The organism is Pelotomaculum sp. PtaB.Bin117, assembly GCF_002067195.1.
Taxonomy (GTDB): domain Bacteria; phylum Bacillota; class Desulfotomaculia; order Desulfotomaculales; family Pelotomaculaceae; genus Pelotomaculum_D; species Pelotomaculum_D terephthalicicum.
The window spans coordinates 18,081-39,272 of sequence record NZ_MVQM01000043.1 but is presented as its reverse complement, the minus strand read 5'-3'; the positions used below and the strand labels follow the sequence as shown (position 1 = coordinate 39,272).

The window sequence follows — 21,192 nt, the reverse complement described above, 5'->3', positions numbered from 1 at the left end:
GAGGAACCGACAAAATGGCTCAAGTGATGTTTTACGGTACCGGACGGAGGAAAAATGCTATAGCCAGGGTGTTTTTACTGCCTGGTGAAGGTAATGTGACCATTAACAAAAGACCTTTAAGCGAATATTTCGGCCGGCGGACACTGGAAATGATCGTCCGCCAGCCGATTGAACTGATTGGCGGAGCGGGACGGTTTGATATTCAGGCCAAGGTTTTGGGCGGCGGTATCAGCGGCCAGGCGGGAGCGATAAAAATGGGTATTGCCCGCGCGCTCGTTCAGGCAGATCCCAATCTTCGTCCCATGTTGAAGAAAGCCGGTTTTTTAACCAGGGATCCGCGGATGAAAGAACGCCGGAAATACGGCTTGAAGAAAGCCCGCCGCGCGCCTCAATTTTCAAAACGTTAAATACAATTCGTGTGTTATTTTGCTTATTAATAATAGAACCATAGTCTACAAAAAAGGAAGGTAAACCTTCCTTTTTCATTTAGGACATTGCGATTTTCGAAAATTGTGAACAGGTGAATTCGTTCTTGCTTAGGAACAAAGTTTAGTGTCCCCTTGTTGAAATATGACCGTGTTCGAAAAATATTTTAGGTAGGCGGACCGGGATTATCCTCCGCTCTCTTCGCAGTTTTCATGTTACCTAAATAACATCGTTTTATCAACCGCTGAAACCAGACTGCTATAAGCTGCCTACGCGTCTATTTGAGCTTTTCTGCATGCCTGCACGCGCTATAAACCGCATCCAGTGCTCCGCGTCGCTTCGGATAAACACCCGGTCCGGCAAGTCAAGCCTTTTCGAACACTACTGTTGAAAGAGGTGAATACCTATTCCTTTTCGCCTTCATAAAAACCAATTATGAACCTTAAAATGACACGCCTTAAGGTCCGATTGCTTATAAACTATTCATTATGTTATGATGTAATAAGTTACCAGTTTCTGAGATGACTTTGGAGGCTCAAGTGGAACGTTTGCTATTAGTCTTTTTATTGACGGTGTTTATTAATCTAATAAATACGCTGACCCGCTCGTCCCGCCTCGCCGGTGTTCGCACAGGTCACCTGGCCACTGCCATTTCGCTTTTCGGCGTGGTCTACCTGGCGGCAAGTTTTGCCAATACGCTTCAGGCGCCGCTGCTGGCTTCAACCGTGGAACAAATTATCGATCAAGCCTATGACCGGTCACTGTCGGCAGAACCCGGCGCTGCTGTTACCGATACGCTGGTTTACCAGGAGGCGCTGGCGGGTTTAAACGAAAAACTGCGCTTTGTCATCCTCGGTGCCACTGTGGGGACTACTCTGGGCATTTTGCTTATCCCCAGCTTTGTAACGTCATTTTCCAACTCAATCAGGGCCTTCGGCCGGACAGGCTCAGTTTTTCGAGTAATACCGCTGGTATTGTTTTCTTTCTTCAGGCCCGGCGGCGGTATTCTCCGGCTGCGGTTCACCTCACTGCGTACGCTGAAAAAAATAATATTTAGAAAGATGGCCACTCCCGGCGCTTTTCTGGTTTGGAATCTGGTTAGCTACAGCCTGTGGACCGCCAATGTTTTGTCCGGTCTTTATGCCGGCGCTCTTTATCCCGAGTACCGCTCCACCGCGGTGCTGATGGCGTCAATAGTGGGCAACGCCTCAATTGTGCTTAATGTGATGATGGTGGACCCGGTCCTGGCCAAGGTGACCGACGCGGTGGCGGCGGGAGAGCAGGATGAACTGGAATTAAAGCAAATAATTTTCTACCTGGCGTTGTCCAACCTGTTCGGAACCCTGTTCAGTCAGGTTATCTTTGTACCGGTCGCAAACGGGCTGCAAATATTGACCAGGTGGATCGCATAATCCAGGAGTCAGGAGTCAGTAGTTAGTAGTCAGGAGATAAGGAACGAGAGTCAAAAGTTTGGGAGTTTTGATTTAGGGGTTAGAATCAGGAATGAGAATAAGAGACTGGGTTTGTGGCTCTGAAATATTCCGAATTCAGGCTCCTGGCTCCTGAATACCCGAATATGCAAACCCATTTTCATAATCCTCTCTTAGACAGCATACTTTTTAGAAGGTAGTTGTCCTAGGGGGGATTTTTTTGCATTTAATGTTTATAAAAGCTTTCAAAATCAATAAACGCTATTTGTTCGCCACTGCCTTTTTAGTGTTCCTGGCGCTGCCCGTGACTATGTACTTGGATGCCGGGGCGGCACGGGAATCCCAGGCGGTTTTGGCCTGGCCGGTTGTCGATAAGGTGATTGTCGTGGATCCCGGCCACGGGGGATTTGATCCGGGAGTTGTGGGTAAAAACGGTGTTATGGAAAAAGACATCAATCTGGCGATTGGCAAGCGCCTGGCTGCTGAGCTCAAGCAGGCGGGGGCGACAGTGCTGATGACCAGGGAGACCGATAGCGACCTGAGTGAACCCGGCACAACCAGTTTGCTGGAAAAAAAACAGGAAGATTTAAAAAAGAGGGTGGCGCTGGCAAATGAACATAAGGCGGACCTCTTGATCAGTATTCATGTCAACAGTCATTCCTCTGAAGCTCCGCGCGGGGCTCAGACCTTCGTCCAGCCTGGCTTTCCTGAAAGTAAGAGGGCCGGTCAAATCATCCAGTCCGAATTGACCAACTTTTTAAAAAACACCGACCGTTTAACAAAAGAGGCTGACTATTACATAACCAGGAACACTTCCATACCGGCGGTGCTGGTGGAAACCGGCTTCATTACCAATGCAAGTGAAAGCCGGCTTTTGCAGGATCCGGCCTACCAGGGCAAGGTAAGCCGGGCGATTTACGCGGGTATCGCCAGGTATTTCGCCGCGGCGGCGGAAGCCGGCGCGCCCTATTACAGTGAAGAAGTAATTAAGGTGTTCAAAGAACAGACTCCCGGTCCGTTAGGGGAACCTTGAGCCGCATATTCGCATATATTACTGCTATAAGGCAGGCAGTCAGGAGTCAGTATTCAGAATTCAGAATTCAGAATATTTCAAGACTAAAAACCATTCTCTCTTCTGATTACTGAACAATTATTGCTATAAAGCAGATATTGAGAATTTCAGGAGTCAGAATATTTAATGACTAAAATCATTCTTTTATTCTGACTACTGATTTCTGACTCCTGACTCCTGAATAATTCGGAGGTCGTTTTATTGAAGGCGCTTATTCTCGCGGGCGGGCGCGGCACCCGGCTCCGGCCGCTTACTTATACCACTGCCAAACAATTAATACCGGTAGCCAATAAGCCGATTATCAACTTCGTGTTGGAGCAGGTCAGCAGCGCCGGGATAAAAGATATCGGCATTATTATATCTCCGGAAACCGGCGGCCATATCAAGGAGGCGCTGGGGGACGGCTCGCGTTGGGGCGCGGTGCTCACGTACATTCTCCAGGAAAACCCGGCGGGGCTGGCGCACGCGGTAAAAATCGCCAGGAACTTCCTGGGTGATTCATCGTTTCTGATGTTCCTCGGCGACAACTTGATTCAGGGAGGTGTCGGCGCGCTGGTCAGGGAATTTAGCGCCGGCCGCAGCGATTCCATTATTCAGTTAAAGAAAGTAAAAGACCCCCGGCAGTTCGGAGTGGCGGTGCTCGGGTCCCGGCAAGAAGTATTGAAGCTGGTGGAAAAACCCCAAGAGCCGCTCAGCGACTTGGCTCTGGTGGGTATTTATCTTTTTAACCGGGCGATACATACCGCCATAGACAGGGTCAAACCCTCCTGGCGGGGAGAACTGGAAATCACCGACGCCATTCAGCAGATGGTTGACGCCGGTCACCGGGTGGAAGCCAGGCTGCTGGAAGGCTGGTGGCTGGATACCGGCAAGAAGGATGACATTCTGGAAGCCAACCGGGTAGTTTTGGACGAATACGCCGTCCGCCAAGTGGACGGATCGGTCGACACCGCCAGTGAGATTTCCGGCAGGGTTGACATCGCCGCTGGCGCGGCAATAACCAACAGCGTCATTCGCGGGCCGGTGGTGATCGGGGAAAACGCCGTGGTCAAAGATTCTTTTATCGGCCCTTATACGGCTGTCGGCAAGGGCACTGTTCTTGATCAGGTCGGGGTGGAATATTCAGTGGTGCTGGAAAACTGCCGGCTATCCGGCGTGGAACGGGTTGAAGACAGCCTGATCGGCGGCAATACCCGGATCAGCCGCGCTGCCGCCGGCCGCCACGCCTGCCGCCTGTTCGTCGGAGATGACACGGAAATCATATTATAGCCGCGGGGGGACTGAAAATGAGAGTTTTGGTAACAGGCGGGGCGGGGTTTATCGGCAGCAATTTTATCAGGTACTTATTGGACCGGTATGATTACCGGATAATTAACCTTGATTCGCTAACATATGCCGGTAATCTTGACAACCTGACCAATGTTGCGGAAAAATCAGGTTATAGCTTCGTGCGCGGTGATATCACGGACCGGAACTGTCTTGAGCAGATTTTCTCGCAGGGGATAGACGCCGTGGTCAATTTCGCGGCGGAGACCCATGTCGACCGCAGTATAATAGACGCCGGCGTTTTCGTGCGGACCAATGTCCTGGGGGTGCAAGAGTTGCTGGAGGCGGCCCGCAGGCATGGCATTAGGAGGTTTCTGCAGGTGTCTACCGATGAAGTCTACGGCTCGTTGGGAGAAAACGGATATTTCACTGAAGAGACCTCCCTGGCTCCCGGCAGCCCTTATTCCGCAAGCAAAGCGGCGGCTGATCTGCTCGCGCTGGCTTATCATCGCACCTTCGGCGTTCCGGTGAGCATTACCCGCTGCTCCAATAACTATGGGCCTTACCAGTTTCCTGAGAAGCTGATTCCTTTGATGGTCACCAACGCTCTGGAAGACAGGCCGCTTCCTTTATATGGAGACGGCCTGCACGTGCGGGACTGGCTCCATGTGCTGGACCACTGCGGGGCGCTGGATCTGGTGCTGCACCGGGGCAAGCCGGGGGAAATATACAACATCGGCGGCAACAACGAGCGGGCCAACGTAGAAATAATCCGCCTTATCCTGGCTGAACTGGGCAAGCCGGAATCATTGATTAAACACGTGCCGGACAGACCCGGCCACGATCGCCGCTATGCCATTGACGCCGCCAAGATTAAGGAAGAACTGGGGTGGCGGCCGGTATACACTTTCGAGCGGGGGCTGCGGGACACCGTCAGCTGGTACCGCGCCAATAAAAAATGGTGGCGGAAAATTAAGTCCGGCGAATACCTGGAGTATTACGAAAAAATGTATACCGCCCGGTGAGCCCGGCCGGTGCGGCGGATGAGGAGCGTAGCTTGATGATTAAGGACGTGCAGGTAAAGAAACTGGTTAAACACTGCGATGACCGCGGCTTTTTTATGGAAATATTAAGGGACGACGACCAATTGCTGTCCCGTTTCGGCCAGGCGTCGATGTCCAGGACATATCCCGGTGTGGTTAAAGCTTTCCATTATCATGAGCGCCAGGATGACTTGTGGTTCTTTCCGGTTGGCAGCGCCCAGGTTGTTCTGCACGATCTGCGCGAAGATTCGCCAACCAAAGGAGAGACAAATGTTTTTTACCTGGGTGAAGATAATCCAATCTTGCTGGTTATTCCCAAAATGGTAGCGCACGGCTACCGGGTGCTCGGCAGCATGCCGGCGCTGATCATCTATTTTACCACAGCCCCGTATGACCCGGACAAACCGGACGAAAAGCGCCTGGCCTGGAATGACCCGGATATCGGCTTTGACTGGACCACGAAAAACAGGTAGGAATGGCAGACCTCTGGAAAGGTCTTTTTTTTTGAAAAAATACCGGCATTTCCACATAAAATTGGGGACAATAGAAAAAATATTATTAAAATATTATCGGTTGCCAGGGGGTGATGAGCGATTAACGGCAACGGTTTGTTTTCGAAAAAAAAATTAATAATTTATGCGGCTTGCTTGCTGGCGCTGGCGGCAGGGCTGGTTTCACTGCACGAAAGGCAGGCTGCGGCGCAAAACCCCAGCTTGTACCGGGGAAGCGCCGGGGATGATGTTTTTCGGGTGCAGCAACGGCTCAGCCAATGGGGGTATTATAACGGCAGCCAGGATGGGTATTACGGTGACGGCACCTTTCAGGCAGTCATTAACTTCCAGCAAAACAACGGCATACCTGCCGACGGTGTCGTGGGACAGGCTACCTGGGACGCTCTCGGATTTAGCGTTCCCAGTGAGACGCCGGCTGTTTCCCGGGGCGCGGCCACCGACCGGGGTGATGTTACTCTCCTGGCCCGGGTGATTGAGGGTGAAGCGGCGGACGAGCCGCTGCTCGGCAAGGTGGCTGTAGGCGCGGTTATATTAAACCGGACAAAAAGCGCTTCGTTTCCGCACTCAATCAGTGAGGTGATTTTTCAGCCGGAAGCTTTCGAGTCGATTGAAAACGGACAGGCGTACCGGCCCTTAAGCGAAGAATCCGTTCAGGCCGCCCAGATGGCCATGGGTGGGTATGACCCCTCGGGCGGGGCGCTTTTTTTCTGGAACCCGGGCAAGTCCGTAAACCCGTGGATATGGAGCAGAAATATTGTCACGCAAATTGGCAACCACGTTTTTGCCCGGTAAAGGGGGTTGTTTGATGAGAAAATGGATATTAGCGGCGGTCATCGGCCTGCTGGCTTTGGCCGCGGCCGGTTCCTGGGGCTACAGCCAGTACACGGCCAACCGCAAACTGGAGAATTATCTAAGCAATAAGTACCAGCGCGCTTTTTACGATTTGGCAAGCCAGACTCAAAGCGTTGAAGTGCTCCTGTCAAAAAGCATGATTGCCTCTGACCCGCGCCTGGACAGCGCCCTGTTGATGGATATTCGCCAGCAGGCGGCGTTTGCCCAGTCCAACCTCGGCCAACTGCCGTTAAACGACGCGCTGGCCGGGCGCACGGCCAAGTTTTTAAGCCAGGTGGGAGATTATGCCGACAGTCTGGCCCGGCAGATCAACCAGGGCGAAGCTATTGACACCAAACACTGGGATACCCTGAACAGCCTTTACCAGCAGGCGGCTGCTTTAAACAGTGAGTTGCAGGGAATGCAGGCCGGCATGGCTCAGAACAATTTTTATTTTGGAGAAATGGTGCGCCAGGTTAGGGGCAAACTGCAAAAAAACCCGGATGATCTGGCCACGACTGACTTTCAGTCAATGGATAAACAGATGCAGCGCTACCCCGCGCTGATCTATGACGGGCCTTATTCAGAGCACCTGGAACGCACTGAACCCCGGGATTTGAGCGGACAGGGCGATGTGGACGCGCCGGAAGCGGAGCAAAGAGCGCTTGCTTTTATTGACAAGCAGGATGAAGCCGACTACCAGGCCAGGGTTACCGGGACAACCAACGGGCGCATTCCGGCTCACCGGGTGGAAGTAACCCGGGTGGGCGGGCCGGACGGCGCGGCGACAGTACTGGATGTGTCCCGGCAGGGCGGCAAAGTAATCTGGATGATGAATTCCCGGCCGGTCGGCGGCCAGACTGTGAGCATTGATGAAGCGCGGCGGAAAGCCCTGCAGTTCCTGGCCGGCCGTGGTTTTGGGGAAATGCGCTCGACTTATTTCCAGCAGCACGGGAACTCAGTCACTTTTAACTGCGCGGCGCTGCAAAATGGCGTTACCCTTTATCCCGATTTGGTGAAGGTGACTGTTGCTTTGGACAGCGGCGAGGTTACCGGAACGGAAACCTCGGGTTACTTGATGTCCCACAGGCAGCGCCCCCTGCCGGAAGCCGCCGTTTCACGCGAGCACGCGCGCGCGGCGATAAACCCGCGGCTGAATGTATCCGGGGGAGAGCTTGTGCTCATTCCGGTTGGGGTTTCAGATGAAAAACTGGCTTATGAGTTTCACGGCAAGTTGGGGGAGGATTCCTACCTGATATATATTAACGCTGTGACCGGGCGGGAGGAAAATGTTTTAAAATTAATTGAAACGCCTGGCGGCACATTGACCATGTAAATGTCTGGTTTTTCCGGTTGACACCTGAATGCGTTTGTGCTAAGATAACTTTAATTTTATGAATTTATCAAAGCAAACGCAAGGCAATGAAGGGGAAGAAAGGCGCCGTTAATCGCCAGCGAGCCGGGGTATGGTGTAAGCCCGGTGGAGGAAAGCGCCAGGGCCGCCCTGGATGCCGCGGGTGAAAAATCCCTCCCTTGGGGGAGAGAATAAGCCGCCGCCGGCTTGCCGCCGTTAAACGGCAGGAGAGGGCTGTATGAGAAATCCCGAAAAGGGGTGAGGCATGCGGCCAAATAGGGTGGTACCGCGAGAAGATCCCGTCCCTTTTGGGGGGCGGTTTTTTTTATTGTTTAAAGGATTGCTGATAAGCGGCTTTTTGATTACGGCCTAACATAAGCTGCATGGTCAATCCTCAGATCATCACGAAGGAGTGATATGGATTGAGAGAGGTGCTGGAACTTCTCGAATCCGACGCCAGGCTCACCGCCGGCCAAATTGCCACCATGCTCGGACGGGATGAGGAAGAAGTCGCCCGGATTATTAAAGAGTCGGAAGAAAAGAAACTGATCCAAGGTTATTTTACCCTGATTAACTGGGATAAACTCGGAGCCGAGAAGGTTTCCGCAATGATTGAAGTAAAAATATCACCGCAGCGGGACGTGGGTTTTGACGCCGTGGCCGAGCGCATCTACCGGTTTCCCGAGGTGCGGAGCGTCAGGCTGATGTCGGGCGCTTATGACCTGATGGTGATGATTGAAGGCGGCACAATGAAGGAAGTTGCTCATTTTGTCTCCTTTAAACTAGCTTCGATGGAGTATGTTCTCAGCACAGCGACCCATTTTGTCCTGAAAACGTATAAGCACCACGGCGTCATCATTGATGACAAAGAAGAAGACAGGAGGCAGGTGATCATGCCATGACTTTACAAACCGACTGGAGGGGAATGATTAACCCCGCCGTGTGTGACCTGCCGCCTTCCGGCATCAGGCGCTTTTTTGATCTGGTTACGGAGGTGAAAGGCATTATTTCGCTGGGTGTGGGCGAGCCCGATTTCGTGACGCCATGGCACATCCGGGAGGCTTGTGTATATTCGCTGGAAAAAGGTTACACCATGTACACCTCGAACCACGGGATGCTGGAACTGCGCGAGGAGATTGCCCGGGACATCCGTGACACTTACAAAGTGGACTATAACCCGCGCAGTGAAGTGCTGGTGACGGTCGGGGTCAGCGAAGGGCTGGACCTGGCCATGCGTACCCTGCTCCGGCCGGGAGACGAGGTAATGATTCCCCAGCCTTCCTACGTTTCCTACGCGCCTTGCGTCATTCTGGCCGGCGGCCGGCCGGTATACTTGAAAACATCGGTGGAAGACGGCTTTCAGTTGGCGGCTGAGCAAGTCGAAAAGGCCATTACTCCGAAAGCCAGAATTCTCGTACTGAGCTATCCGAACAATCCCACCGGCGCTACCATTGACAGGAAAAACCTGCTGGAAATTGCGGAAGTGGCGGCGGCGCACAACCTGGTTGTCATTTCCGATGAGGTTTATGACAAACTGACCTATGTGGGAGAGCACACCTGTGTTTCTTCCCTGCCGGGCATGCGTGAACGCACGGTGTTGCTGAACGGGTTCTCCAAGGCCTACGCCATGACCGGCTGGCGTGTCGGATACGCGGCCGGCAACGGCGATTTTATCTCAGCCATGACCAAGATACACCAGTACACCATGTTATGCGCCCCGATTACCGCCCAGCTTGCCGCCCTGGAGGCGCTGAAGAACGGCCGGCGCGAAATGCGCAAAATGATTGACATGTATAACCGCCGGCGGCGGCTGGTCGTGGATGCTTTTCGTGAAATAGGCTTGCCGTGTTTCGAGCCGCGCGGCGCGTTTTACGCTTTTCCCGACATCAGGAGCACCGGACTTACGTCGGAGGAGTTCGCCGTGCAGTTGCTCAATGAGGAAAAAGTGCTTGTGGTGCCGGGCAACGCTTTCGGAGAACAAGGTGAGGGATTTGTCCGCTGCGCCTACGCGGCCTCCCTGGAAGATCTAGGTGAGGCGCTAAAGAGGATGGGCAGCTTTGTCAAGCGCCGGCTGGGGCGGGGGAAAGTATTGACCGCTTCTTTCAGAAAGCCTGAGCAGGATGAAGGGGAAGGAATGCGCCAGACGGTGTAAGATATATTTTTAACTCCCTTGTGAATGAGAATATTATGTGCAGATGTCGATAAAGCCAGCTTAAAAGGCGGCTTTATTTTTTTTGACATTACATATGTAATCCAAATTGTTCTTGTCCCTTTTTCGAGGAAATTGTATACTTGGCAGAGAAGTTGATCGAGTTGTATCTGCAATAACGGGCAAACCCGGACAAGAAATTTAGCATCCGGGAAATTACGGACAACTCTGCCAAGGAGTAAGGCATTATGAATGAAAAAAATTATGCAAAAGACGCTTACCCGGCTGACATTCCTATAAAAATACTTCAATTTACGGGTAAATTGCTGCAAGAGCATGGTAATTACAAATGGGTGCCCGGCTGGCTTGTCGGCACCCTGGGGATTAAAGGGTGCGCTGTCGGGATAATTTTGGCGCAGCATTGCATAGTGCATTTTAACAGTCAGGATAAAAACAGCAGGGCTGATACTACTGATATAGATGTTGATGTCCTCTGGTGTTCTCAGCAAGATTCGGCAACGAATCAGGGTACGCCATGCCATGTTTTTGATTGCCCGGTAAGACAAAGAGCTGTCGAAAAATACGGCCAGCCTGATCAGAAAGTAACCTGTTTCCCCATGGCAGGCAAGAAAGGTTTTTTAATGGCCTGCGGAGAAGGGCTGCTGCTGAACTCCTTTTCTGTTACGGAAATACTTAAAGCGATTACGCATGCAATCGAATGCAGCTTGGATGTCGACCAAAACGCCGGAAAAGTTGCCTCATATTTTCTGCCTTCCGAAGATGTGGCGCAAATGTGGTCGGAGATGCTGGCCGGATTGTCTCATGATTTAAGGACGCCTCTGGCCTGTATAAAGGGTTACGTTACAACCTTGCTGCGGGAAGACGTAACCTGGGATCCTGATGCTCAAAAAGAGTTCCTCAATATTATTGTTGAAGAAACAGATCATATTGAGAGTCTAATCAATAACTTGCTGGATTCTTCCACATTAAGCTGGAAAGGCGATATCGAGCTGAAAAAAGAACCGGTTTTACTGCCCCAAATAGTAAACAAAATACTCAGGGATCAGTCCTACAGAAATAAAAATCATCAGTATACAGTGTTGTTTGCGGGAGATTTCCCGTTTGTGGAGGCTGATCCGATCAGGATTGAACAGGTGCTTCGCAACCTCGTAGACAACGCGGTCAAGTATTCCGTGGAAAACACTCAAATTACAATCGAAGGAAAGGTTTCGGCCGGGGAAATAGTTGTTTCGGTGGCCGATCAGGGGATTGGCATTGGCGACGAGCATTTAAACAGGCTGTTTGAAAAGTTTTTCCGGGTCAGCAGCGGCATCCAGGAATATCAAAAAGGAATGGGGCTGGGACTGCCGTTGGCCCGTCAAATATTGATTAGTCACGGCGGAAAGATCTGGGCGAAGAGCAAGTTGAACGAGGGAACCACTTTTTATTTTACCCTGCCGGTTGTATCCAAACAGCTATAATTTGAATTATTGCTTTAAAAGAGTGACAGGAGGGCTCGGAATGAAGCGAAAGACAGTATTGATAGTGGATGACGAACCACGTCTGGTACGGTTGGTTAAAGTCAACCTGTTGGCCAGCGGGTACGAGGTGGGTATAGCCGTTGACGGAAAAACCGCTATAGAAATGCTGGAAGCTTCTAATTACGATTTAGTGATTTTGGATATAATGCTTCCCGGTTCGTTCAACGGGTTTGAAGTATGTAAGAGAATCCGCGAGTTTTCCGATATCCCGGTTATTATGCTCACGGGCCGGGCCCGCGAAAAGGACCGGATACTTGGTTTTGATGTGGGGGCTGATGATTATTTAACCAAACCGTTTAGCGTTGAGGAGCTGTTGCGCCGTGTCAAGGCGGTTCTCAGGAGAGCCGGCCAATCAAGTGATTCCCTGAAGCATCCTGCTTTCACATCGGGTGACCTGGTGATTAATTTTGCCCAAAGGCGGGTCTTTGTCGGGGGTGAGGAAGTGAGGCTCACCGCCACGGAATATCAGGTCCTGTATCATCTGGGCATCAACGCGGGGAAAATAATTACCCATGAGGACTTGCTGACGTGGGTATGGGGACTGGAATACCGCAACGAGCTGCAATATTTGAGAAACTATATTGGCAGTTTGCGCAAAAAAGTCGGGGATGACCCGAACAAACCTAAATATATTCTCAGTAAACACGGTATCGGCTACCAATTAGCAAGCGAATAGTATAGCAAACTTGCAGCAAAAGGAATCAATAATTCAGCTCTGCCGGAAAAGGCGGAGTTTTTTTATGAAATTATTATTTTTTAGCCTTTTTTCTTATGATTTATTTATTAATCATCAAATAAAATAAGGTGGTAAGTATTATGAAATTATTATTTTTTAGGTATTTTTCTTATGATTTATTTATGGTTAATCAATTATAATAATTTTTTGGTATTTCGAACAAACAGTGCAAGCAATGTAATGAATATACCGGTAATTTGGAAGGGGGGGGCCAATGCTCACTCGCGAAGACGTTTTAGAAAAGGCAAAAGAGAGTCATGTGAAATTCCTGCGCATGCAGTTCACCGATACTTTTGGCGTGTTGAAAAATATTGCCGTAACTTCGGAGGATTTGGCAGGGGTGTTGTCGGGCCGAATTTCCTTCGATAGCTCGGTTGTGGATGGGGTGACAAATCACCATGAGCAGGATATCACCCTTTTGCCGGACCCATCCACTTTTGTAGTGTTTCCCTGGCGGCCCAGGGAAGGGGCCGTGGCCCGCTTCATCTGCGATGTGTTTGATGCGGCCGGTTCTCCTTACTCGGGCTGTTCACGCAATGTCTTAAAGAAAGTGTTGAGTGAAGCCGCTCAGATGAGAATTAAAATTTACGTGGGCGCGGAGGTGCAGTTTTATCTTTTCTGTACCGACGACAGAGGAAACCCAACCACCAATGCCCACGATTGCGCCGGGTTCTGCGACCTGACTCCGGTTGATTCGGGTGAAAATGCGCGGCGTGATATCGTGCTGACCCTGGAAGAAATGGGGTTCGACATTGGCTTTAGCCACCATGAGGCAGGGCCCGGCCAGCATGAAATTGCTTTGAAACCGGATAACGCCTTGGCTATTGCGGATAAACTGGTAACCTTCAAGTTCATTGTGCGCACTATTGCCCAGCGGCACGGATTGCACGCTTCCTTAATGCCCAAACCGCTTAACGGCGCACCAGGTTCGGCGCTGCACCTGCACCTGTTTCCCCATCGCGAGGATAACTGCCCTGCTCTCGATACGGAGCAGCCATTGCCGCTTGAGCGGGAGCTCGGACATTTCATCGGGGGGGTACTGGCCCATACCCGGGCCAATACAGCCATTACCAATCCGTTGATTAACTCATATAAGAGGCTGGTGACCGGGGACATGACGCCCATGCAGATAGCCTGGTCGGAGGGCAGCCGCGATTCGGTGCTCCGGGTCGCTGCTCACCATGACCGGAAAATCAGGGTGGAGGTAAGAAACCCTGATCCGGCCTGCAACCCGTACTTGGCCCTGGCAGTAATTTTAAAAGCAGGTTTGCACGGTATGCAGCGGCAGCTTCAGCCGCCCCCGCCGCTGGCCGAAAATACCTTGCGCATAGATGAGAACCAGAACCGGGGCTTTAGGGTTGAATGCCTGCCCCGCACCCTGGCGGAAGCACTGCGGGAGCTGGCCTCTGATCAACTGACCAGGGACACGCTGGGCGAATATATCTACCGGAGGTTTGCCATGGCCAAGGGTAAAGAGTGGGAACGCTTTCAAGCATTTGTACATCCATGGGAATTGCAGGAGTATTTTTCTTTCTTCTAGTCCCCGGTTTTTTCGGGAGGGGCCGGATGATCAAAAGCGGTAGAATACCCGCCGCTTTTGCCTGAAAAAAGAATGCAGATAAAGCAGATAAAAAGGAGGCATATTAGTGGGATCAGCGCACCAGGTTGTTAGCGAAATAGTGGAGAAGGTTGCTGAAAGAAATCCGAACGAACCGGAATTTCATCAGGCCGTTTTGGAAGTGCTCGAATCTTTGGAACCGGCCATTGAAAGACATCCAGAGCTGGTGGAATCGGGTATCCTGTGCAGAATAGTGGAGCCGGAACGGCAGATTATTTTCCGGGTGCCCTGGGTTGACGACAGCGGCCGGGTACAGGTTAACCGGGGTTTCCGGGTTCAGTTCAACAGTGCCATCGGCCCTTACAAGGGTGGTCTGCGTTTTCACCCTTCCGTAAATCTCGGGATAATTAAATTCCTTGGATTTGAACAGATATTTAAAAACTCCCTGACCGGCCTGCCCATCGGGGGAGGTAAAGGCGGCAGTGATTTCGATCCCAAAGGAAAGTCGGACGGTGAGGTCATGCGTTTCTGTCAAAGTTTCATGGCGGAACTTTACCGGCACATCGGGGCGGACGTGGATGTGCCGGCCGGGGATATCGGAGTCGGCGGCCGGGAAATAGGTTACCTGTACGGTCAGTACAAGAAGTGCACGGGACTTTACAATGGAGTGCTGACAGGCAAAGGACTGGCCTACGGCGGCAGCTTGACCAGAACCGAGGCTACCGGTTACGGCCTGGTCTACTTTGCTGAGGAGATGCTCAAGGCCAAAGGGCAATCCTTTGCTAATAAGACAGTAGTTATTTCCGGTTCCGGGAATGTGGCTATTTACGCGCTCGAAAAGGCCCGGCAGCTTGGCGCCACCGTGGTGGCAATGAGCGATTCCAACGGTTATATTTACGATTCCGGCGGGATTAGCCTGGATACCTTGAAGAGGCTGAAAGAAGTTGAAAGAAAAAGAATCAGGTCTTATGTTGATGAGCATCCCACGGCAAATTATTACGAAGGTTCGCGGGGAATCTGGTCGGTTAAGTGCGATATCGCCCTTCCCTGCGCCACCCAGAATGAGATTGACGCGGAATCGGCCTTGAAGATGGCCGCCAATGGGGTTATCGCGGTAGCTGAAGGCGCTAACATGCCCTCCACCCCGGAAGCGATAAAAGTGTTCCGGGATAATGAAATTCTTTTCGCGCCCGCAAAGGCAGCCAACGCCGGCGGAGTGGCCACTTCAGCCCTGGAAATGTCCCAGAACAGTATGCGGTGTTCCTGGACATTTGAGGAAGTGGACGCCAAATTAAAGGACATCATGATTAACATTTACCGCCGGACCAGCCGGGTGGCTAAGGAATACGGCTGCGCGGGCAACCTCGTGACAGGCGCGAACATCGCTGGTTTTCTCAAGGTGGCCAACGCCATGATGGCCCAGGGGGTAGTATAGAAAAAGCAAGAGAATCAACAAGGAAAGGAGGCAGAATAATGGAGCAATGCCCGCTAGCCTACATTGACCCCTGTGCAAAGTGCGCCCAATTTGGAAACTGTAGTCCGAGTCAGGCTGTCCAGAAGCTATCCGTCCTTGAAAAAGAACTGCGAGATTTAAAGAAATTATTGCAATGCCTGCTTGATAAAAAGTAATCGATTTATCATCAGCCCGGCAAAAACTCAGCAGGAGTTTTTGCCGTCCCCGGTATTGCCGGGGCTTATTTTTTGCGTTTTACAGAGCATCTCATCGCGTTGAAGAGCCATTTCCCGCCTCAATGTTGACTTGACAGAGCCGGTGCAAAGTATTAACCTAATTACTGAATTGGCTAAATAGTGTCTGTCAAGGAGGTTTAATGATATAAATGGGCGGAATAGTTGAAGAAATTAGTGCCAGCCTGGCCGGAGCCCTGGCCGGAGCGCTGGAATCTGCCCGCAGCAGCGGGGCTGTCAAGGTTGAGCAAGTGCCGGACTTTACGGTGGAAGTGCCCCGTGAGAAAGACCACGGTGATTTTGCCGCCAACCTGGCCATGCTGCTGGCCAAGCCGGCCCGTATGGCGCCGCGCAAAATAGCGGAGATGCTGGTCAATAACTTTTCCTTAACCGGGACCTGGGTGGAACGGGTAGAAATCGCCGGCCCCGGTTTTATTAATTTTTACCTTAAACCGGCCTGGGTTTACGAGATTCTTCCCAGGATTATTGCCCAGCGGGAAAACTACGGACGCGTGGACGAAGGAAAGGGCAAAAGGGTTCAGGTGGAATTTGTCAGCGCCAACCCCACCGGCTTGCTGCACATGGGCAATGCCCGCGGGGCGGCGTTGGGAGACAGTATTGCCTCGATTCTGGACTTCGCGGGTTTTTCTGTTACCCGCGAATTTTATATAAACGATGCCGGCAACCAGATCGAGAACTTCGGCACTTCCCTGGAAGCCCGCTATATGCAGCTGTTGGGTATGGACGTACCGTTTCCCGAAGAGGGCTATCACGGAGAGGACCTTATCGGCACAGTGCGCGGCTTTGTTGACCGCAACGGAGACGCGTACCTGAAGGCTGAGGCCGGGGAGCGGCGGGCCGCCCTGGTGAAATACGCGCTGAACGAAAAACTGGAGGCTATCAAGCGAGCGCTGGAGGATTTCGGCGTCCGGTACGATGTCTGGTTTTCCGAGCGGTTTCTGCATGAGTCCGGGGCGGTCGGGGACACCTTGAAATTATTGCGGGAGCAGGGGCATATTTATGAGCATGAAGAAGCCCTGTGGTTTAAGGCAAGTGCCTTCGGCGCGGAAAAGGACGAGGTGCTGGTGCGCTCTAACGGCATACCAACCTATTTCGCGACTGATATAGCCTATCACCTGAACAAGTTTCAGCGGGGCTTCGAGCGGGTGATCGATATCTGGGGCGCCGACCACCACGGCCACGTGGCCCGCATGAAAGGCGCCGTGGCCGCCCTGGGTTGCGACCCGGAAGCCCTGGAAGTTGTCATTATGCAGCTTGTCCGCCTGTACAAGGGCGGTGAACTGGTGCGCATGTCCAAGCGGAGCGGGCAATTTGTGACCCTGGAAGAGCTGATGGAGGAAGTCGGCAAGGACGCCGCCCGTTACTTTTTCGTTATGCGCAGTTCCGACAGCCACTTGGATTTTGACCTGGATTTGGCCAGAGCGGAAACTAACGAGAACCCGGTTTATTACATCCAGTACGCCCACGCCCGCATCTGCAGCATCCTGAGGCAGTGCAAAGAACAGGGCGGCAAAGTGCCGGACCCGGCTGAAGTTGATTTTAACCTGCTCCAAGAAGAGAGTGAGTTTGCCCTGGCGAGGAAGCTGGCGGACTTTCCCGGCGAAGTGGCCTCGGCCGCCAAGGGGCTCGCGCCGCAGCGCATCGCGCGCTACGCCCACGAACTGGCCGGCCTCTTGCACAGCTTTTATAACGCCCACCGGGTGATTACCGCGGATCAAGCCTTGTCCGGCGCCCGCCTGGTGCTGGTGGACGCCACCCGGATTACCCTGCAAAACGCCTTGCACCTCCTGGGGCTGGCCGCACCGGAACGTATGTAGGCAGGCAATCCATTGGTCACTGTTGACAGGTCCTGTCGGTAGCAATAGAATGGGAGAGTAGTTTTGGAGAGATAGTTTTGGGAAGACATAAGGAGGAGTTTATGGCCAAGTTCATTTTTGTTACCGGCGGGGTTGTATCTTCGCTGGGAAAAGGAATTACGGCCGCCTCCCTGGGGCGTCTGTTGAAATGCCGCGGGCTGAAGGTAGCCATTCAGAAGCTGGACCCGTATATTAACGTTGATCCCGGTACCATGAGCCCTTACCAGCACGGAGAGGTTTTTGTCACTGAGGACGGCGCGGAAACCGATCTTGACCTTGGGCACTACGAGCGGTTTATTGATATAAATATCTTCAGAAACTGCAACGTCACTACCGGAGGAATATATTCGTCAGTTATAAACAAGGAACGCAGGGGCGACTACCTGGGCGGCACGGTGCAGGTAATTCCGCATATCACCAATGAAATTAAGGAGCGGGTGCGCAGTGTGGCTGATGAATCGGGCGCCGATATTATCATAACCGAAATCGGCGGGACTGTCGGCGACATTGAATCGCTGCCCTTTTTGGAAGCAATCCGCCAGTTGAAGGGCAATCTCGGCAAAAATAATGTTGTATATATCCATGTTACCCTGGTTCCGTACCTGCGGGCGGCGAACGAGCTGAAAACCAAGCCCACTCAGCACAGCGTCAAAGAACTCAGAAGCATCGGCATCCAGCCGGATGTGATTGTCTGCCGCAGCGAGCGGCCGCTTTCCAAGGAAATGGAGGATAAACTGGCGCTATTCTGCGACATTGACAAGGACGCGGTGATCCAGGCCGTGGACGCGCCGTCTATTTATGAGGTTCCCCTGATGCTTGAAGAAGAAGGCCTGGCTGATATTGTCCTAGGCAAATTGGGTATCTCCACCGGCCCGCCGGATCTGAGCGAATGGCAGGAAATGGTGGTGAAGATGAAAAACCTGCGCTACACTACCACCATAGGCCTGGTGGGGAAATACGTCTCCCTGCCCGACGCCTACCTGAGCGTCGCGGAAGCCCTGCGTCACGCGGGCTTTTATAATGAGTCGGCGATTAAGATCAAATGGATCGACTCAGAAGAAGTTGAGCGGGCAAAAGTCGAGGATTTTTTAGCTGACGTTGACGGCGTTCTGGTGCCCGGCGGTTTTGGAGACCGCGGCATTGAGGGCAAGATCGAAGCCATCCGGTATGCCCGGGAAAAAAAAGTGCCGTACCTGGGCCTTTGCTTAGGAATGCAGCTTGCCGTGGTGGAGTTTGCCCGCAATGTGTTGAACTGGCAGGGGGCGAACAGCATTGAGTTTAACCCTGACACGCCTTATCCGGTCATTGACCTGCTGCCGGAGCAAAAAACACTCGACCAGATGGGGGGAACCATGCGCCTGGGGCACTACCCGTGCATGCTCCAGCCCGGCTCACTGGCCCGGCAGGCCTACCGGGAAGAAATAATTGAAGAAAGACACCGCCACCGTTATGAAATGAACAACGCCTACCGGGAAGATTTCACCCGGGGCGGCCTGGTATTCACCGGCACGCGCCCTGACGGCTATTTGGTGGAGATAATTGAGCTGACCGGCCACCCCTGGTTTGTAGCCACCCAGTTTCACCCCGAGTTTAAATCCCGGCCCAACCGGCCGCACCCGTTATTCAGAGAATTTATCGGGGCGGCCAGGAAGTTTGCGGAGCGAAATAAATAACCCCGGCGAATTTTTTGCAGCTTTGGGTAAAAACCAAAGCTTTTTTATCACAAGGCGAGGTCTGAAATTGAGTTGCGTTGTCGGCCCGCATCCCCCGTGCGGATTTGTTGTCGTAAGCGTGCATGTTTTCCAAGCAAAACAGCATGCTAAGGTAACATGAGATTATAAGAGGTGGTTGGTATTGAGCAGGAAAATAATCGCAGGCGTTATTCTTGGGCTGGTCGCGCTGTCAGTTATTCTCTCATTCGGCTTGCGCACTGGAGACAGGTCGCCCCGGCAGACCGGCTTTGACAAAAGTAAAGTCGGTGTGATTTATATTGACGGCGCCATTGCGTCCGGCCAAAGCGGCACCGGTTTTTTAAGCAGCGGCTGTAGTGCGGAAGAAATAGCCGCCACCCTGCGAAGGGCTGCCAGGGAGCCTGAGATAGGGGCCGTGGTAATAAGGCTGAACAGCCCTGGCGGTACTCCGGCGGCCTCGCAGGAAATCGGGTTGGAGATAGAAAGATTGAGGCAGTCAGGCAAAAAAGTAGTGGCCTCAATGGGGGACGTGGCTGCTTCCGGCGCTTACTGGGTAGCCGCGTGCACAGATCAAATAGTTGCCAATCCCGGCACGATGACCGGCAGTATCGGAGTCATAATGCAGACGCCAAACCTTGAGGGATTGTATGACAAGCTGGGAATCAGCGAGCAAACTTTTAAAAGCGGCCCCTATAAGGATATGGGTTCTTATTCCAGGCCGGCAACGGCGGAGGAGAGGGCAATTTTTCAATCGATGATTGATGATATCTACAACCAATTTGTTGATGCTGTGGCAAAAGGCAGGCATAAGGAAGTTTTAGAAGTCAAACAACTGGCTGACGGCAGGGTCTTTACCGGGCGGCAGGCCATGGAGATTGGTCTGGTTGACCAACTGGGCGATTTTCACGACGCGGTGCTGCTGGCCGGCAAACTGGCGGGAATATCAGGTGAGCCGGCAATTGCCGAGCTCGGTTCCAACAGTATCTGGCGAAACTTTTTAGGCGGTGGCTGGCAAAGCATCCTGTCAGGCAAAGGTATGCCGGCTTTTACGGGAGGGGAGTCAGCTTATTCTTACGGGTTGAGATAACAGGTCAGGAGTCAGGGTGGGACAAGGGACAATGAAGGGACAATGGGGACGGTTCTCATTGTTGGGGGGGCCATGTCAAACAATAAGAACCGTCCCCATTGTCCATTGTCTTTTGTCTCTCCTGACTCCTAAAAAAGTGAGGTGCTTTTTGTTGGATGGTGATATTAACCGGGAAGACAGTATGGTCACGGATGTAAGCCCGGAATCTGAACAGTACTTCACCGGCGGCGGGTCCCGTCCGGACTTTTTAGAGTTGGTTTACGGCGTGCTTTTTGACCCGGTGAAAACTATGGAAACTGTTGCGAGAAGGCCGCCGGTTGGCCTTGCCTTACTGGTGTTTACCATTCTATGTGTTTCTGACGTGACGGTGGGGCTGCTTGCCGTTTCACGGGCAATGACAGCAGGTCTTTATGACGCCGGTTTGCAAATTCTGCCTTTCTCGCGGGTGCTGGCGCCTTTGGGGGCGATCTTCGGCCTGCTTTGGGGCTATGTAAAATGGTTCGGCTACAGCGCCTTCATTCACCTTGCGGCAGAACTGCTTGGCGGGAAGGGCGCTGCGACGGGCGTCTTCGTGGTCGTGGGACTGGCGGGGCTGCCTTCTATTTTTATGTTTCCGGTTAACTTGTTGTCCTTCTGGCTGGGAACGGGTGGATTGGTTATAATCGTATTGGCGGGGTTGGCCACGGCGGTATGGAGCGTTGTCCTGCTGGTGATCGGTCTGAAGCAGGTGCACGGTTTGACCGCAGGCCGGTCGGTTCTGGTGGTGATGTCGCCTTTTCTGATTCTCCTGGTTCTGCTGATGCTGATTATTGCGGCGCTGGTAGCTCTTGCCGTGTCGGTACCCTTTGAAATGAACGGCCCCGGTTACTTTTAAAAGATAATATGTCCGCCGGAGTTGGAGCAATGACGGCCATTAGGGCAGTCGGCATTTTA

Annotated in this window: 19 protein-coding genes; 18 read left to right on the top strand and 1 reads right to left on the bottom strand. The window is 52.4% G+C overall.

What is annotated here, in order from left to right; all coding sequences use genetic code 11:
* Nucleotides 1-14 precede the first annotated feature (14 nt).
* From rpsI to ypeB, 8 genes are all read left to right on the top strand, one after another.
* Complete coding sequence (gene rpsI / locus A4E54_RS02740) at nt 15-407, top strand: 30S ribosomal protein S9 (RefSeq protein ID WP_240083122.1); 393 nt, start codon at nt 15-17, stop codon at nt 405-407.
* 558 nt (nt 408-965) lie between these two features.
* Nucleotides 966-1,838 carry a lipid II flippase family protein gene (locus A4E54_RS02735; RefSeq protein ID WP_286724227.1) on the top strand — a complete coding sequence of 291 codons (873 nt, stop codon included), beginning with the start codon at nt 966-968 and terminating at the stop codon, nt 1,836-1,838.
* Between the two features lie 247 nt (nt 1,839-2,085).
* Nucleotides 2,086-2,889 (top strand): N-acetylmuramoyl-L-alanine amidase CwlD, encoded by an 804-nt coding sequence (gene cwlD / locus A4E54_RS02730; protein ID WP_286724257.1) that lies wholly within the window; start codon nt 2,086-2,088, stop codon nt 2,887-2,889.
* Nucleotides 2,890-3,129: 240 nt separating this feature from the next.
* Complete coding sequence (locus A4E54_RS02725; protein ID WP_240083124.1) at nt 3,130-4,197, top strand: glucose-1-phosphate thymidylyltransferase; 1,068 nt, start codon at nt 3,130-3,132, stop codon at nt 4,195-4,197.
* A gap of 17 nt (nt 4,198-4,214) precedes the next feature.
* Entirely contained in the window at nt 4,215-5,219 is a 1,005-nt protein-coding gene (gene rfbB, locus A4E54_RS02720) for a dTDP-glucose 4,6-dehydratase (protein ID WP_240083125.1), read from the top strand.
* A 35-nt stretch (nt 5,220-5,254) separates the two neighbouring features.
* Nucleotides 5,255-5,710, top strand: a complete 456-nt coding sequence (locus A4E54_RS02715) for a dTDP-4-dehydrorhamnose 3,5-epimerase family protein (protein ID WP_286724224.1) — start codon at nt 5,255-5,257, stop codon at nt 5,708-5,710.
* 135 nt (nt 5,711-5,845) lie between these two features.
* The gene (sleB, locus tag A4E54_RS02710) at nt 5,846-6,541 is read left to right on the top strand and encodes a spore cortex-lytic enzyme (RefSeq protein WP_286724222.1); all 696 of its coding nucleotides are present in this window, start codon (nt 5,846-5,848) and stop codon (nt 6,539-6,541) included.
* A 13-nt stretch (nt 6,542-6,554) separates the two neighbouring features.
* Nucleotides 6,555-7,916: a germination protein YpeB gene (gene ypeB, locus A4E54_RS02705; protein WP_286724220.1), complete on the top strand. Its 1,362-nt coding sequence runs from the start codon at nt 6,555-6,557 to the stop codon at nt 7,914-7,916.
* 56 nt (nt 7,917-7,972) lie between these two features.
* Here ypeB and A4E54_RS02700 read toward each other — a convergent pair whose 3' ends face one another.
* Nucleotides 7,973-8,209: a hypothetical protein gene (locus tag A4E54_RS02700; RefSeq protein ID WP_286724218.1), complete on the bottom strand. Its 237-nt coding sequence runs from the start codon at nt 8,207-8,209 to the stop codon at nt 7,973-7,975.
* Nucleotides 8,210-8,356: 147 nt separating this feature from the next.
* Here A4E54_RS02700 and A4E54_RS02695 point away from each other — a divergent pair, with 147 nt between their 5' ends.
* The 10 genes from A4E54_RS02695 to A4E54_RS02650 all read left to right on the top strand — a co-directional run bounded on the left by A4E54_RS02695 (nt 8,357) and on the right by A4E54_RS02650 (nt 21,133).
* Nucleotides 8,357-8,836, top strand: coding sequence for an Lrp/AsnC family transcriptional regulator (locus A4E54_RS02695; protein ID WP_286724216.1), 480 nt, complete (start codon nt 8,357-8,359; stop codon nt 8,834-8,836).
* Complete coding sequence (locus tag A4E54_RS02690) at nt 8,833-10,086, top strand: aminotransferase class I/II-fold pyridoxal phosphate-dependent enzyme (protein ID WP_286724213.1); 1,254 nt, start codon at nt 8,833-8,835, stop codon at nt 10,084-10,086. The genes A4E54_RS02695 and A4E54_RS02690 overlap by 4 nt, the downstream gene beginning before the upstream one ends.
* Nucleotides 10,087-10,331: 245 nt before the next feature.
* Nucleotides 10,332-11,564 (top strand): sensor histidine kinase, encoded by a 1,233-nt coding sequence (locus tag A4E54_RS02685; RefSeq protein WP_286724210.1) that lies wholly within the window; start codon nt 10,332-10,334, stop codon nt 11,562-11,564.
* 40 nt (nt 11,565-11,604) lie between these two features.
* Complete coding sequence (locus A4E54_RS02680; protein ID WP_240083132.1) at nt 11,605-12,300, top strand: response regulator transcription factor; 696 nt, start codon at nt 11,605-11,607, stop codon at nt 12,298-12,300.
* Between the two features lie 274 nt (nt 12,301-12,574).
* Complete coding sequence (locus A4E54_RS02675; RefSeq protein WP_286724206.1) at nt 12,575-13,900, top strand: glutamine synthetase family protein; 1,326 nt, start codon at nt 12,575-12,577, stop codon at nt 13,898-13,900.
* A 106-nt stretch (nt 13,901-14,006) separates the two neighbouring features.
* Complete coding sequence (gdhA, locus tag A4E54_RS02670; RefSeq protein ID WP_240083134.1) at nt 14,007-15,353, top strand: NADP-specific glutamate dehydrogenase; 1,347 nt, start codon at nt 14,007-14,009, stop codon at nt 15,351-15,353.
* A 403-nt stretch (nt 15,354-15,756) separates the two neighbouring features.
* Nucleotides 15,757-17,442: an arginine--tRNA ligase gene (argS, locus tag A4E54_RS02665; protein WP_240083135.1), complete on the top strand. Its 1,686-nt coding sequence runs from the start codon at nt 15,757-15,759 to the stop codon at nt 17,440-17,442.
* Nucleotides 17,443-17,543: 101 nt separating this feature from the next.
* Nucleotides 17,544-19,154, top strand: a complete 1,611-nt coding sequence (gene pyrG, locus A4E54_RS02660; protein WP_240083136.1) for a CTP synthase — start codon at nt 17,544-17,546, stop codon at nt 19,152-19,154.
* Between the two features lie 181 nt (nt 19,155-19,335).
* Nucleotides 19,336-20,259 (top strand): signal peptide peptidase SppA, encoded by a 924-nt coding sequence (sppA, locus tag A4E54_RS02655; RefSeq protein ID WP_240083137.1) that lies wholly within the window; start codon nt 19,336-19,338, stop codon nt 20,257-20,259.
* A 148-nt stretch (nt 20,260-20,407) separates the two neighbouring features.
* A complete protein-coding gene (locus tag A4E54_RS02650) occupies nt 20,408-21,133 on the top strand; it encodes a Yip1 family protein (RefSeq protein WP_286724200.1) in 726 nt (241 codons plus the stop codon).
* Nucleotides 21,134-21,192: the final 59 nt, after the last annotated feature.